The 14,607-nt window shown below is 62.9% G+C and carries 15 protein-coding genes; 8 read left to right on the top strand and 7 right to left on the bottom strand.

Going from position 1 to position 14,607, the window contains the following annotated elements:
- Window positions 1-60: 60 nt before the first annotated feature.
- The 6 genes from BWR18_RS05650 to BWR18_RS05625 all read left to right on the top strand — a co-directional run bounded on the left by BWR18_RS05650 (window position 61) and on the right by BWR18_RS05625 (window position 4,416).
- Window positions 61-612 carry a phosphoribosyl-AMP cyclohydrolase gene (locus BWR18_RS05650; protein ID WP_076627091.1) on the top strand — a complete coding sequence of 184 codons (552 nt, stop codon included), beginning with the start codon at window positions 61-63 and terminating at the stop codon, window positions 610-612.
- Window positions 613-745: 133 nt separating this feature from the next.
- Entirely contained in the window at window positions 746-1,108 is a 363-nt protein-coding gene (locus BWR18_RS05645) for an SUF system Fe-S cluster assembly protein (RefSeq protein ID WP_076627090.1), read from the top strand.
- Window positions 1,109-1,295: 187 nt separating this feature from the next.
- Window positions 1,296-2,510 (top strand): glycerophosphodiester phosphodiesterase family protein, encoded by a 1,215-nt coding sequence (locus BWR18_RS05640; protein ID WP_076627089.1) that lies wholly within the window; start codon window positions 1,296-1,298, stop codon window positions 2,508-2,510.
- 316 nt (window positions 2,511-2,826) lie between these two features.
- Window positions 2,827-3,696, top strand: a complete 870-nt coding sequence (locus BWR18_RS05635) for a LysR family transcriptional regulator (protein ID WP_172839359.1) — start codon at window positions 2,827-2,829, stop codon at window positions 3,694-3,696.
- A 14-nt stretch (window positions 3,697-3,710) separates the two neighbouring features.
- Complete coding sequence (locus BWR18_RS05630) at window positions 3,711-4,091, top strand: HesB/IscA family protein (RefSeq protein ID WP_076627088.1); 381 nt, start codon at window positions 3,711-3,713, stop codon at window positions 4,089-4,091.
- Between the two features lies 1 nt (window position 4,092).
- On the top strand, window positions 4,093-4,416 hold the full coding sequence (locus BWR18_RS05625; protein ID WP_076627087.1) for a TfoX/Sxy family protein: 324 nt from the start codon (window positions 4,093-4,095) through the stop codon (window positions 4,414-4,416).
- 33 nt (window positions 4,417-4,449) lie between these two features.
- Here BWR18_RS05625 and BWR18_RS05620 read toward each other — a convergent pair whose 3' ends face one another.
- Window positions 4,450-5,355, bottom strand: coding sequence for an isopenicillin N synthase family dioxygenase (locus BWR18_RS05620; protein WP_076627086.1), 906 nt, complete (start codon window positions 5,353-5,355; stop codon window positions 4,450-4,452).
- Window positions 5,356-5,440: 85 nt separating this feature from the next.
- Between BWR18_RS05620 and tpiA the strand changes: the two genes are divergently transcribed.
- Window positions 5,441-6,181: a triose-phosphate isomerase gene (tpiA, locus tag BWR18_RS05615; protein WP_076627085.1), complete on the top strand. Its 741-nt coding sequence runs from the start codon at window positions 5,441-5,443 to the stop codon at window positions 6,179-6,181.
- A gap of 106 nt (window positions 6,182-6,287) precedes the next feature.
- Here the strand turns inward: tpiA and BWR18_RS05610 are convergent, their stop codons facing one another.
- The 5 genes from BWR18_RS05610 to BWR18_RS05590 form a co-directional block, all read right to left on the bottom strand.
- Window positions 6,288-7,664 (bottom strand): TRAP transporter large permease, encoded by a 1,377-nt coding sequence (locus tag BWR18_RS05610; RefSeq protein ID WP_076627084.1) that lies wholly within the window; start codon window positions 7,662-7,664, stop codon window positions 6,288-6,290.
- 3 nt (window positions 7,665-7,667) lie between these two features.
- Complete coding sequence (locus BWR18_RS05605; RefSeq protein ID WP_076627083.1) at window positions 7,668-8,357, bottom strand: TRAP transporter small permease; 690 nt, start codon at window positions 8,355-8,357, stop codon at window positions 7,668-7,670.
- Window positions 8,358-8,437: 80 nt separating this feature from the next.
- Window positions 8,438-9,436, bottom strand: coding sequence for a DctP family TRAP transporter solute-binding subunit (locus tag BWR18_RS05600; RefSeq protein WP_076627082.1), 999 nt, complete (start codon window positions 9,434-9,436; stop codon window positions 8,438-8,440).
- Between the two features lie 244 nt (window positions 9,437-9,680).
- Window positions 9,681-10,910: a sigma-54-dependent transcriptional regulator gene (locus tag BWR18_RS05595; protein ID WP_076627081.1), complete on the bottom strand. Its 1,230-nt coding sequence runs from the start codon at window positions 10,908-10,910 to the stop codon at window positions 9,681-9,683.
- A complete protein-coding gene (locus BWR18_RS05590) occupies window positions 10,907-12,640 on the bottom strand; it encodes a sensor histidine kinase (protein WP_076627080.1) in 1,734 nt (577 codons plus the stop codon). The genes BWR18_RS05595 and BWR18_RS05590 overlap by 4 nt, the downstream gene beginning before the upstream one ends.
- A gap of 66 nt (window positions 12,641-12,706) precedes the next feature.
- On the opposite strand from BWR18_RS05590, the gene BWR18_RS05585 reads away from it, so the two are divergent.
- Entirely contained in the window at window positions 12,707-13,870 is a 1,164-nt protein-coding gene (locus BWR18_RS05585; protein WP_076627079.1) for a cytochrome P450, read from the top strand.
- 222 nt (window positions 13,871-14,092) lie between these two features.
- On the opposite strand, the gene BWR18_RS05580 is transcribed toward BWR18_RS05585, so the two are convergent.
- Window positions 14,093-14,560: an Lrp/AsnC family transcriptional regulator gene (locus BWR18_RS05580; protein ID WP_039687413.1), complete on the bottom strand. Its 468-nt coding sequence runs from the start codon at window positions 14,558-14,560 to the stop codon at window positions 14,093-14,095.
- Window positions 14,561-14,607: the final 47 nt, after the last annotated feature.

Here is a 14,607-nt window from a genome sequence, read left to right as displayed (position 1 = left end):
GTGCCCACCTCTAGGTCATCGCGCCCCGAAAACGGGCGCCCTCAACCCAAGGAGAGCCCAATGCTGAAGACACTGACCCTCACCTCCGCGCTCGCCATCGCCGCAACCGCAGGCCTTGCCGGATCCGCTGACAAAACCGCCCTGACGCCCGAAAAGGTGACCGCCTTCAAAACCGCCTGGGGCGAAGGGATCGTCAACATCGGCCAGATCCACACCGATGGCGGCGACTACGAAGCCGCCGCGCGCACACATATCGAGACGTTCTATGCCTACGGCCAAGAGGACGTGCTCTTCAAACCAACCCTCGCAAGCGAAGACCAGTTCCGCGGCACATTTGACGAGGCGCTGTCCTATTTCGTCGGCGGCAGCATCGAGGAAGACGGCGGCTTTGCCATCGCGCCCTACACCGACGTGCGTTGGGAAAACGAGGGCACACTGATCAGCGGCGACACAGCCATGGCGATGGGCAACTACTTCTTCACCACGACCGATGGGTCAGAGATCAAGGTCGAATACAGCTTCGGCCTCCAGCAAATGGACGACGGCGATCTCAAGATCGTGCTGCACCATTCGTCGATCCCGTTCGTTCCCGCAGACCCCGCAGACGCGTAACCACGCCCCCGGCAGGCGTGCCGGGGCATAGCGCCGACTGGACGGTTCCCGACCCGGTCCAGTCGGCATCCAACCCTTTACCCTCCGCCCCCCTTTCCCTATATAAACGGTCAGGAACCAGTGCGGGGATACCATGAACCAACCCACAGAACAGATGGAAGGCACGCCGCTGATCGCGCCCTCCTCCACCGACCATCCGCTGCACGAGGCGATCGTCGAAGCGTGCCGCACGGTCTATGACCCCGAGATCCCGGTGAATATCTACGAACTCGGCCTAATCTACACGATTGACATCTCCCCCGAGAACGAGGTGAAGGTGATCATGTCACTCACCGCCCCCGGCTGCCCCGTCGCGGGCGAAATGCCCGGCTGGGTCGCCGACGCGGTCGAACCCCTGCCCGGCGTCAAGCAGGTTGATGTCGAACTGACATGGGAACCGCCCTGGGGCATGGAAATGATGTCAGACGAGGCGCGCCTCGAACTGGGCTTCATGTAAGAAAGGCGGATCATGGTCCGCTGTCGCACCTCTACCGGGCGGCATTTTATCGTTGCAGCAGTCTCGTAAGGCGGATCCTGATCCGCCCACCTCTGGCGTCGTCACAAAACCATCATCAACGCATTGAGAAACCGTCACACGGGCGCGGCATGCTGCGCGGGTCAAGACCCTTTCAAGGAAAATATCAATGCGTTTCACCGCTGCCTGCCTGCTGCTCGCGTCGGCCCCTGCCGCACTTCTGGCCGAAGCCCACACTCCTGTCGCAATCGACTACGGCCCCCGCCCCGCCTACCTGATCGACAAGCTCCCCGAGGGTGAGCTGAAGTCCAAGCTGCAAAGCTGCGAGGGCCAGACCCCGGCCAGGTCCGACTTTTCCATCGGCCACCGTGGCGCGCCGATGATGTTCCCGGAACACACCGTGGAGTCGAACGTGGCAGCAGCCCGCATGGGCGCAGGCATCCTGGAATGCGACGTGACCTTTACAGAAGATCACGAACTGGTCTGCCGCCACGCGCAGAACGACCTGCACACCACGACCAACATCCTGCTGACGGATCTGGCCAGCACCTGCGTCACGCCCTTCTCGCCCGCCAGCGGTGACACCGATGCCGTGGCCGAGTGCCGGACATCCGAACTGACCCTGGCCGAGTTTGAAACGCTGACGCCCAAGATGGACAGCGCCGACGCCTCCGCCACCACCGCAGAGGAATATCAGGGCGGGATCGCAGGCTGGCGCACCGACCTCTACACCGATGGCGCGCAGCTGATGACGCACGCAGAATCCATCGAACTCTTCGCCTCCCTCGGCGCCAAGTTCACGCCCGAATTGAAGTCCCCTTCGGTCGAGATGCCCCATAACGGCTTCTCGCAGCAGGACTACGCCCAAAAGCTGGTCGATGAATACAAGGCCGCAGGCATCCCCGCCTCGGACGTCTGGCTGCAATCCTTCAACCTCGAGGACGTGCTCTACTGGATCGAGGCCGAGCCCGACTTCGGCGCGCAGGCCGTCTATCTCGACGACAGCTACAATATCGACGGCTTCGACGCCAACGACCCGGCGACCTACCCCGACAGCATGGCCAGCCTCTATGAGCGCGGCGTGCGCTACGTGGCCCCACCGCTTTGGATGCTGGTCACTATGGAAAACGGCCAAATCGTCCCATCGGCCTACGCCAACGAAGCCAAGGCCGCCGGTCTGAACATCATCACCTGGACGCTCGAGCGCTCCGGCCCGCTGGGTTCGGGCGGCGGCTGGTACTTCCAGTCCATCGCGGACGCGACCACCCATGATGGTGTCTATTACGAGTTGCTGGATGTGCTGGCACAGGATGTGGGCGTGGTCGGCGTCTTCTCCGACTGGCCCGCCACGGTCACCTACTACGCGAACTGCATGGGCCTGTAACCCCGTACCCCCGCGCCATCCCCGCGCGCACCACAGGCCTGATCAAGGGCCGCCGAATTACCGGCGGCCCTTTTTCGTTGTGCGGCTCACAAGCGGCGCAAAACCCACATCAACGCCCGACGGCGGCGCTGCCTGCGCTTGCGGATCTGCTCTTCGGCTTGCAATTTTGCAAATATGCGCTGCTCTTGCGCGTAAACACTGTTCATTTCCAGAGACTTGTAAGGATGTTGCATGGAGTGTCCTTTCCTTCTCAGCCCTATATGGCGCAGGCCGATACCGATTGTCAGACCCCGCTTCCGCACCTAGACTTGCAATCATGCAAATCACCGACTGGACAGATTACGGGCTCTTCGCCGCCGTGGCCCGGCACGGATCGCTCGCCCGCGCCGCCCACGAAACCGGGCTCAGCCAGGCGACGCTCTCGCGCCGCATGACAGCGCTGGAACAGCGCACGGGCCGCAGGCTCTTCGCCCACGGCGCTGCGGGCTACACCCCCACGACCGAAGGGCGCGCCCTGCTCGAACAGGCCAAAAAAATGGAGGCGGCGGCCCGCGGCATCGCCCACTGGTCTGCCGCCCAGTCGGGCCCGCCCCGCGTGCGCATCTCGGCGGGCACCTGGACCATGCTCTATCTCGCGCGGAACCTGTCGACCTACTGGCGCACCGGCGACCGCTGGACGCCTGAATTCGTAAGCTGCAATCTCGACATGGACATCGAACGGCGCGAGGTCGACATCGGCATTCGCAACCGCCGCCCGGATCATGACTGGCTGGCGGGCCGCCGCACCGGCTACGTCGAACACGCCATTTACGCCGTGTCAGACGATGTCAAAGGCTGGATTGGCCCCAGCGACGACACCGCTACCCTGCCGTCAGAGGCATGGACCATCGCCCATCACGGCGACGACATGGTCGCCGTCTCCAACGATCCGCAAGTGCGCATGGCGCTCGCCCAAAGCGGCGTGGGCCGCGTCGTCCTGCCCACATTCGCCGCCGACACGGCTCCGGGCCTGATCCGCGTGTCCGACATCGTCGACGCGCTCACATCCGAGGAATGGCTCGTCTGCCACCAGGACACCCGACACGACCCTGCCATCCGCGCCGCCCTCGACGCACTCAGCAGCTTTCTCAAACGCCCGCGCCCCTTGCGTGCGGCGCTCCAAAGCCCTACCTTATCTGTCGGATAACCCCGGAGGTTCCCATGTTCTCCATCCCCGGCAAACAAGCCGTTTCGATCACCGACCGCGCCGCCGCGCAAATCTCCAAACTGATGGAGAAGGAGGGCCATACCGGCCTCCGCATCGGCGTGAAAAAAGGCGGTTGCGCAGGCATGGAATACACCATGGAATACGTGGACGAGGCCGACCCCAACGACGAAACCGTCGAACAGGACGGCGCGCGCGTGATGATCGCGCCCATGGCGCAGATGTTCCTCTTCGGCACGGAAATCGACTACGAAACCTCGCTGCTGGAGTCGGGGTTCAAATTCAACAACCCCAACGTGACCGACGCCTGCGGCTGCGGCGAAAGCATCTCGTTCAAGGACGTCGAAGAGCTGCAAGCCGAACAGAACGCAGGCTGACATGGCCGTCACGCAAGACGAGATCGAACACGTCCTCGACCTCTTTTCGGGCGTAAATGATCTCAGCACCCGCAAGATGTTCGGCGGGATAGGTGTCTATTCCAGTGGCACGATCTTTGCCGTGATGATGCGCGACGGCCGTCTGATGCTGAAAGGCCGCGGCGACATGATCGACCGCCTGGACGCGCTCGGGATGGAGCGTTGGACCTACGAGCGCCCCGGCAAGGCCGAGACGGCGATGCCCTACTGGGTCATGCCGGACAGCGCGCTTGAGGACAGCGAAGAGGCCTCCGCCCTCGCCCGCGAAGCTCTCACGCACTTGTAGGGTGGGCAATCTGCCCACCAAACGTCAACAACCCTATGACTTCCCCTGCAAATGCACATAGGTCTCCTCAAACCGCGCGCTCAGATGGTCCCCGGCCAGCATTACCTGCCCCGACCTCTCCGGCGCCACGTTCACGTCATAGCTCGGATTGAAAAACAGCGGGATCGAAATCCGCTCGTCCAAGCCTCCAACCACCCGATGCGGCGTCGCCTTCACGCGCCCTCCCGTCCAAAACTCCAGCATCTCGCCAAAATTGATAATGAAATCCCCAGGCGGCGCGCTGACCGGAATCCACCCGCCCCCACGCTTCCGAACCTCCAGGCCCGGCGACCCATCGGTCGCCAGCAGGGTCAAACACCCGTAATCCGTATGGGTCGCAATCCCGAAATCCTTGGCCCCGGCCCAATCAGGCCGCGCCGGATAAAAATTGCCGCGCAGCAGGGCCATGGGCGCCTCAAACGCCCCATCAAAATGCGCCGCATCCGCTCCGATGGCCTTCGCAATCGCCGAAAGCAACCCTGTGGCGACCTCCACCGCATCATCGTAATACGCTGAAATCACCCGCTTAAACTCAGGATCATCCGGCCACAAGTTCGGCGCATAAAACCGCTTGTCCCCAAGGGGATGACCGGCGGGCACCTGATACCCCACATCAAAGAACTGCTTGTAATCCGGGTTCGCCTCCGGATCGACCTGCTCGGACCCCGCAGCCCCCCAGCCCCGGTTCGACCCGGTCCGCGCCATGTCCACCACGCGCTTCTCCGCCTCCGGCAAATGAAAAAACGCACGATACGTCCCAATCGCCGCGTCCACCCGCTCCGCCGACAGCGCGGTATTGAAAACAGTGGCAAAGCCCACCCCGGTCGCCGCCGCGCCCAAGGCCGCAAGGCTTGGCCCATCGCCAACTGCCAAAGCGGCAGCATCCAACCGTGGGATCATGTCACGCACTCCATTTTGGCGCAGCCCTAGCGCAAGGCGCACCCCAATGCTAGGACCACCGCGACCACCAAAAGCGGAGAGTGACATGCGGCGCAAACTGGCAGCAGGCAACTGGAAGATGAACGGCACGCCCGAGATGCTGGCCGAACTGTCGACGCTCACCGGCGGCGAGGACGGCCCGCAAATCCTGATCTGCCCCCCTGCACCGCTCCTGACCCGCGCCGCCGATGTCACACTCGGCAGCAAGGTCGAAATCGGCGGCCAGGACTGCCACGCCAATACCTCAGGCGCGCACACAGGCGACATCGCCGCCTCCATGCTCAAGGACGCAGGCGCCACAGCCGTCATCGTCGGCCACTCCGAACGTCGCGCCGACCACGCAGAGACTGACGCACACGTCCGCGCCAAGGCCGAAGCGGCATACGCCGCAGGCCTCACCGCCATCATCTGTATCGGCGAAAGCGAAGAAGAACGGCTCGGCCCCGACTGCCTCGACATCATCGCCGCCCAACTTGACGGCTCCACCCCCGACACGGCCACGGCCGACAATACGGTCATCGCCTACGAACCCATCTGGGCCATCGGCACGGGCCGCGTCCCGACCATGGCACAGATCGTTGAGACCCACGACATGATCCGCGCCAACCTCACCGCCCGCTTCGGTGACGCCGGCGCACACATGCGCGTCCTCTACGGTGGCTCCGTCAAACCCACCAACGCGGCCGAGATCTTCCAGGCCGAAAACGTCGACGGCGCCCTCGTCGGCGGTGCCTCCCTGAAAGCGTCCGACTTCCAACCCATCATCGACGCCCTCGCAGCCTCTTGATCTTCTTCTCTTTTCAAATACGGTCGGGGGAGCTCGAGGGGGCAGACAGCCCCCTCGTCAGAAAAAGTGAATCGCGTCGCGCAGCGTCATCCGGATCCGTGACGCGTCACTGGATGATCACCTCCGGCCCCATCATCAACGTGGGCAACCACGTCGAAATGGCCGGAATATAGGTCACCATGATCAGAAACACGAACAGCACCGCCAAAAACGGCAACGCCGCCCGCACCACCCGCATCATCGGCATCCCCGCAACGCCAGAGGTGACGAACAGGTTCAGCCCGACAGGCGGCGTGATCATCCCGATCTCCATGTTCACCACCATGATGATGCCCAGGTGAATCGGATCGATCCCCAGCTCGATGGCAATGGGAAAGACCAGCGGCGCCACGATGACCAGCAGGCCCGACGGCTCCATGAACTGCCCGCCGATCAGCAGGATGACATTCACGATGATCAGGAACACAACGGGGCCAAACCCCGCATCCAGCATCGCCCCGGCAATCTGCTGCGGGATCTGCTCATCGGTCAGAACATGCTTCAAAATCAACGCATTGGCGATGATGAACATCAAGGTGACAGTCAGCTTGCCCGCCTCGAACAGCGCGTTCTTGGTATCCCGGTGCACAAGGGCAGTCACGATGACCCAGGGCTTGGCAAAGAGAGAATGGTTCCGCTCCCCCTCCGGCGTCGCCAGCGGCCCCATATCGCGATAGACAAACACGGCAATCAGAAACGCATAGACGGCGGCCACGGCAGCGGCCTCGGTCGGCGTAAAGATACCGCCGTAAATACCGCCCAGAATGATGACGATCAGGAACAGCCCACCGCTGGCGTGCAGCCCCGATTGCCAGACCTCACCCCAGCCCAGCCACTCACCCTTTGGCAGGTCCTTGACCTTCGCCATCACGTAAATGGTGACCATCAACATGGTCCCGGCCATCAGACCCGGAATGACGCCCGCCAGAAACATCCGCCCTACGGACACGTCTGTTGCCGCGGCATAGACCACCATCACGATGGACGGCGGGATCAGGATGCCCAAGGTGCCCGCATTGGCGATGACCCCGGCGGCAAAATCCTTGGTATACCCAACCTGTCGCATCCCCGCGATCACGATGGACCCGATGGCCACGACAGTGGCAGGCGATGAGCCGCTGAGCGCGGCAAAGAGCATACAGGCAAACACCCCCGCAATCGCCAGCCCACCGGGAAAATGCCCCACGATCGCAATGGAAAACCGAATGATCCGCTTCGCCACCCCGCCCGTCGACATAAACGTCGAGGCAAGGATGAAGAACGGGATCGCCAGCAGCGTGTAATGCCCCGCCATTGCCTGAAACAATGTCTGCGCGATGGACGCAAGCGACGTGTCACTCAGCACCAGCAGGAACAGGATCGACGAGATGCCAAGGCTCACAGCAATCGGCACACCAATCAGCATAAGCCCGATCACAAGCCCAAAAAGAATTGCAACTTCCATGGCTTAATCTCCGGCGTTCATGTGGCGGACGTCTTCGATGGCGTCTTCGGCTTCATGGCTGACGATCAGCGAGCTGTTCTGCCCCGTCCATACGCGCACGAACGCCTGAATAAACCGGAAGAGCAGCAGCGCCATGCCAAACGGCAGGATGAAATACGGGATAAAGCGCGGAATTTTCTCGTATTCCTCGCCCTCATTCATGATCGGTTCGATCCAGCGCAGCCACTCGGGCATGGGGATGTCCACAACCTCGTACCAGCCCCGGAAGGACGTGCGCTTCATCTCCTCAAAACCGGTTGGGAACCAGCGCCCGGTGGTCTGCGGCAGGTTGGCGAAGTTGGCCCAATAATCCCACGCGCCCTTCAACAGCAAGAAGGCGTAAATGATGCAGATGGCGCCCGCGATCAGCGCAAGGATGCGGCGGACGGGTTTGGAAAAGAGGTTCGTGACGGCGTCCACGCCAAGGTTCGCGGTGATCTTCACCGCGTAGGACACGCCGAACAGGATCAGCCAGGAAAACAGGAACGTCACCATCTCGAGGCCCCAAATGAGCCCGGTGTTGAAGCCGTAGCGCAGCACGACGTTGATGAAGGTCACGATGGTCATGCCAGCGAGCAGCAGGGCGATCATCGTCTCTTCGAATTCATGGACAAAGCGACCCACAGGCCCTTTGGGAACATACGCCCCGGACATCACGAAACCCTCAGATTTTAAGTGAGAAAGTCGCGCCCCGGGGGAACAGCCCCGAGGCGCGGGAACGTCAGGCGAAAGTCTTAGTTCGTAGCGGCGTTGAACGCCTGTGCTGCGTCGATGTTCTCTTGACCGACGTCATCTTTGAACTCGTCCCAGACGGGCTTCATCACGGCCACCCACTCTTCGCGCTGTGCGGCGTCGAGGCTGCGGACCACGCCACCGGCGTCGATGATGGCCTGCTTGGCCTCTTCGTTGACGCGGGTGGATTCGCCATTCCGCATTTGGGTGACTTCCGACAGGATCGTGCCCAGTTGGTCGCGCACATCGTCGGGCAGACCATCCCAGAAGTCAGTACCGGTCACGACGAGATAGTCGATGATGCCGTGGTTGGTCTCGGTGATACCGTCCTGCACCTCAAAGAATTTCTGTCCGTAGATGTTGGACCAGGTGTTCTCCTGCCCGTCCACAACGCCGGTTTGCAGCGCGCCGTAAACTTCCTTGAATGCCATCGGCTGGGGCGAGCCACCAAGGGCTGCCATCTGTGCCTTGAGCACGTCGGAGTTCTGCACGCGGAACTTCAGCCCGCTGGCGTCGGCAGGCGAGTTCAGGGGCACGTTGGCCGACATCTGCTTCATGCCATTGTGCCAGAACTCAAGGCCCAAGAGACCGCGGCGGGTCATGGATTCCTTCATCGACTGGCCGGTTTCGGACGCCTGGAACGCGTCGACGGCGTTGATGTCCTTGAACATGAACGGCAGGTCGAAGATGCGGAATTGCTTGGTGAATTGTTCGAATTTCGAGAGGCTCGGGGCCGCCATCTGGACGTCGCCCTGCAGCAGTGCCTCGAGCACCTGGTCATCGTTGTAGAGGGTCGAGTTCGGGAACACCTCCATGCAGGCCTTGCCGTTCATTTCCTCGTTCACACGCTCTTGCAGAAGCGAGGCGGCGATGCCTTTGGGGTGCTTGTCGGTGTTGGTGACGTGGCTGAACTTGATGACGATTTCGCCATCGTCACAGGCGGCGGCCACGGCGCCTGCGCTGACGGTAAGGGCCAGTGCGGCGGCGGTCAGGAATTTCATGGTCTGTCTCCTCCCAGAGATCGTGTTGTTCTGACGTGTCCCCGCGGGGACAGCGACTTACAGAAAAGCAGAGCGTACGGTGGGGTACACGTGTTCTTTTTGTTGACGTTTCTTTCACCTTATATTCTGAATTAAATACAATGCTTTGCTTGATGAAATTAAAGTCTATCAGGTGTTGCGCGACGCATGCATGTGCGGATTTCCGCACCACCCCACGCAACACTGTGCGGATTTCCGCACAGTGTTAGCGCCGGTAATCCTCGGCCCGAATCCCGTATTTCTTGAGCTTGTCGTAGAAGGTCTTGCGCGGCAGCCTCAGGGCCTCCGCAGCGGCGGAGGCGTGACCATTCTGGCGGCCAAGGGCTGCGACAAGCAAAGACCGTTCGACGCGGGCCATCTGTTCGGACAGGCCGAGATCAACGGCCTTGGACGCATCCTCGGGCATGCCCAGCACAAAGCGCATGGCGGCGCTCATCAGCGAACGCGCATTGCCGGGCCAGTCCTGCGACATGAGCGCTGCCATGTGGTCGGGGGCCAGTTCAGGGGCGATTAGCCCCGCCTGTTCTGCGGCTTGGGCCACGTAGTGGCGGAAGAGGATGGGGATATCCTCGGGCCGTTCGCGCAAGCTGGGGATGCGGATCGGGAACATCTCGATCTTGTAGTAGAGATCGGCGTTCAGCGCGCCCTCTTCCACTGCGGCGCCCAGATCACGCGTGCTGCCCGCGATGAGGCGAGGGTCCTTGCCCGCCTCGAGTGCTTCGAGCAGCGCAAGCTGGCTGGCGTGCGGAAGCTGGGTGATTTCATCAAGGAACAGGCTGCCGCCCTTGGCGGTGTCCATCGCCTCGGCCAGCGCATTCGGACGCAGATCGGCGGCGGCGCGTTTGACGAAGGGGGCTTTGGAGCGGAGCGAAGAGAGGTGGATGACCTCGGCTACTTTTGAGATGCCGCAGCCGGGGGCACCTGTCACCAGCACTTCGGTTTCCAAAGGGGCCAGCAGGCGCACGCGGTCGCGCAAGCCTTCGGCAAGTTCGGATTCGCCGAAAAGCATCCGAGCAGCAGGATCGCCGCTTTCGACCAATTGGCGCAGGCGACGATTTTCGAGAACCAGCGCACGGGTTTTCAAAGCGCGTTCAAGTACGGCCAGCAACTCACTGGGCGCACATGGTTTTTCGAGGAACCCAAAGGCGCCGTCGCGCATGGCCTGGACGGCCATCGGGATGTCACCCTCGCCCGTGAGCAGGATCACAGGCAGGTCGGCGTCGATCTTGCGGGTGTGGGCCAGAAGGTGGAAGCCATCGCGGCCCGGCATGCGGATGTCGGACAGGATCACGCCGTCGAAGTCGGAGGCGATGTGGTCCTTGGCCACCACGAAGGACGCCGCAGGGATCGGTGTCAGGTCCGCCAGTTCCAGCGTTTGGGACAGCGCGTCGCGCACGGCGGCGTCGTCATCGACCAACAGAACGTGGGTGGTCATGCGGCGGCCTCTTGCGTCCAGGGTTGCAGGGTGACGGTGAATACGGCGCCGTCTGGGCCGTTGGACCCGTGAATTTCGCCGCCAAAGCTTTGGATGATGCCGTAGGAGATTGACAGGCCCAGCCCCATCCCTTCGGACGCGCCGACCTCTTTCGTGGAGTAAAACGGGTCGAACACGCGGTCGGGCGTTTCGATGCCGGGGCCGGTGTCGGCGATGGTGACGGAGGCGGTGTCGACCATGATGGTGAGTGTCCGGGTGTCCTGCCCCGCCATCGCGTCGATGGCGTTCGAGATCAGGTTGACGAAGACCTGGCCCAGACGCACTTCGCCGCCCGAGACCCAGATGGGCGTGTCGGGTGTGTCGAGGTGAAGCGTGACGTCTTCGTTTCGGATGCGTGGCGCGGTGAGTTCCACGGCGCTGCGCACGACGTGGGCAAGGTCTACGCGGACCGCCGGTTCGCTTTCCTGTCGCGAAAAGGCGCGCAGGTTCTTGATGATGCGGCCCATGCGGCGGGCCATGTCGGCGATGCGGCCAAGGTTGTCCTGCGTGCGGTCAGGTTTGCCACGGTCGAGGAAGGCCTGGGCGTTGTCGGCATAGGTCTGGATCGCCATAAGGGGCTGGTTGAGTTCGTGGCTGAGGCCCGCGCTCATCTGACCCAAAGCGCTGAGTTTGCCCGCCTGGACAAGGTCGGCCTGGGCGCGTGCGAGGGCGGCTTGCGCTTCCTCGCGTTCCTCGGCCTCGCGCCGGAGCCTTGCGTTGGTGTGCGACAGTTCGGCGGTGCGTTCGGTCACCCGCGCCTCAAGCTGGGCGTTTGCCTCCGCCAATGTGCGGCGGCGTTCGGTGGCGAGGAAGAGGAGCGCGCCGAAGGCGAGGCAGAGGCCCGCGACGGCAGCGGCTTGCAGGGTGGCGAGGCGGCGGGCGGGGGCGACGTCCACGAGTGCTTCGCCCGTCATGCCGATGACCGGGAGGGGCCGAACGAGGTGCAGTGCGTTTTGCGGCAGGTATGGCCCCCAGCCCAGTTGCCAGACCTCATGCCGGCCCAGTTCGTAGCTGTCGAAGGGCAGTGCCGGGCCGTCTGTGGGCTTGAGTTCCGCGCCCGTTTCGGAGCGTTGCCAGTAGACGATTTCGGAGCGGTTGGTGATAAAGACGCGGTCGCGTGCGTCGGTGAAGAAGACGGCGGGGTTGGAGCCGACCCAGTCCCATTCGATGCCTGCAAGGTCGACGGTGACGACGACCGTGCCGATCACGTTTGAGCGGTTGTTGAAGACGGGGGCGGCGTAGGCAAAGACACGCGTGCCTTGGGCGGTGCGCCCGTTGCCCCAGCCGAGCGCGCCTTGGGCCGCGCGTTTGACCAGAGCGCTTGCGTCAAGGCTGGGCACATCGGGGCGCGCGGCGGCGAGGATGAGGCCATCTGCGTCTGTCAAGCGGATGTCCTGTGCTGCTGTCTTGTCTGCGATATCGAGGAACAGCGCTTCGGCTTGGGTGATGTCTTCGCCAGCGAGGGCTGCGCTGACGCGCGGGTGGTCGGCGACAAGGACAGCGAGTTCGCGGTAGCGTTGAAGTTGCCCCGTGAGCCGGTCGGAGGCAAGCGCGAGGTCCGATTGCCCTTGGCGGGCCAGTTGGTCGAGCGCCTGGAAGTAGCCGTAGCGCCAGACGCCCGCGGATGCGGCGGCAACGAGGGCAATGAAGCCCAGCACCACGCTGATCCGTCTGACATATCCGTTCGACATGGCGCGCACCCTAGCCTTGGGCGTTGGCCCTTGCCAAGCAGTCCGGGGGTTGAGAGATGTTGCCGCATGTTGATCCAGTCGCCCCATGATCCTGCCTTTGTCCAGGACCCGTATCCGTTTTACGACCGCGCGCGGGACGAGGGGCCGGTGCATTATTGGCAGGACTACGGGATGCACGCCGCCTTTGATCACGCGACGGTGCATGCGCTGTTGCGCGACAAGCAGTTGGGACGGGCCGTGCCGGGGCGTGGGGCGGCGGCCCCGCATCTGGCGGACTTCGATGCGGTTGAGCGCTATTCGCTTTTGGAGTTGGAGCCGCCGGAGCATACCCGGCTGCGTCGGTTGGTGCTGCATGCCTTCACCTCGCGCCGGATTGCCGGGCTGGAGGGGGATATTCGTGACATATGCGCTGAGTTGATTGCCGGGTTACCGGAGGGGCCGTTTGACCTGATCCCGACCTATTGCCAGCTGGTGCCGGTGCGGGTGATTGCGCGGCTGTTGGGCGTGCCGGAGGAGATGGGGCCGGACCTTCTGCGCTGGTCGGCGGCGATGGTCGCGATGTATCAGGCGGGGCGTGACCGGGCGATTGAGGACGCGGCGAATGCGGCGGCGGGGGAGTTCTCGGCCTTCTTGCGCGGGTATATCGAGGAGCGGCGGGGTGATCCGCGCGATGACCTGATCACCGAGTTGATTGCTGCGGAGGATGGGGGCGAGACCCTGAGCCGGGAAGAGATGATCGGGACGTGCGTGCTGCTGCTGAATGCCGGGCACGAGGCGACGGTTCATTCCCTGGGCAATGCGGTGAAGGCGTTGGTGGAGCACGGAGCGCAAGAGGCGCTGGCGCATCCCGAGCGGTGCATTGAGGAGGTGCTGCGCTACGACCCGCCGCTGCATATGTTCACACGCCACGTTTATGAACCGATTGATGTGGGTGGTCATTCACTGGGCCCCGGCGATGAGATTGCGCTGATGCTGGGGGCCGCGGGGCGTGATCCGGCGGCGTTCGACCGGCCTGACCGGTTCGATCCGGCGCGCGTGAAGAACCCGCATGTCGCGTTTGGCGGGGGTCTGCATTTTTGCGTGGGCGCGCCGCTTGCGCGGCTTGAGATGCAGATCGCGCTGCCGATGCTGTTTGACGCAATGCCAGACCTCAGGATCGCGGAAACGCCCGAATACGCCGACAGCTACCACTTCCACAAACTCGATCGGCTGATCGTCTCGGCGACGTGAGTCGGGACCGGGTCAAGGATCGCGCAGCGACGGCGCCTTGCGCCGCTTGTCCTTGACGCGGGCGCGACTCGCATCACCCTCGAACGGGTCTGTTTAGGACGCATTGCGCCCTAAACGACCTCTCAGCAGACATCCCAAACCGATCAACCGGCACATACCCCAAAAGCAAAGCGTCGCCTTACCACTTGCTGTATATGGAATGCGCGGCAGCGCGCAATTTGGTCACGTCTCCAGGGGAAGCATCGTGGTGGACTTGATCTCTTCCATCGACAAGAGGGCCGTGACGTTGTGCACGCGCACCTCGGAAATCAGGGCCTGGTAGAACGCGTCATAGGCGCGGGCATTTTTCACGCGCACTTTGAGAATATAGTCGATGTCGCCAGCCAACCGGTGCGCTTCCTGCACCTCGGGGCGGTCGCGCAAGGCTTGCAGGAACTTGGCTTGCCAGTCGGCTTCGTGTTCGGACGTGCGGATGAGGACGAAGAAACACGCCTCGAACCCCAGCGCCTCGGCATCCAGAACCACGGTCTGCTGACCCACCACTCCGGCTTCGCGCAGCTTGCGAATCCGGTTCCATACGGGCGTCTTCGATGAGCCCACGGCCTTGGCGATATCGTCGAGTGACTGGCTGGCGTCGCGCTGCAACTCGGCCAGAATTTTGCGATCCACGTCGTCGATGCGAACAGACATTCCAAAGGGCTCCAATTCGGGAAACAGGCGTTCTGCACCTGCAAGCA

This window comes from Tateyamaria omphalii (assembly GCF_001969365.1).
Lineage (GTDB): Bacteria > Pseudomonadota > Alphaproteobacteria > Rhodobacterales > Rhodobacteraceae > Tateyamaria > Tateyamaria omphalii_A.
Note: the sequence above shows the minus strand (reverse complement) of the source record. Positions and strands in the feature narration are given on the sequence as shown.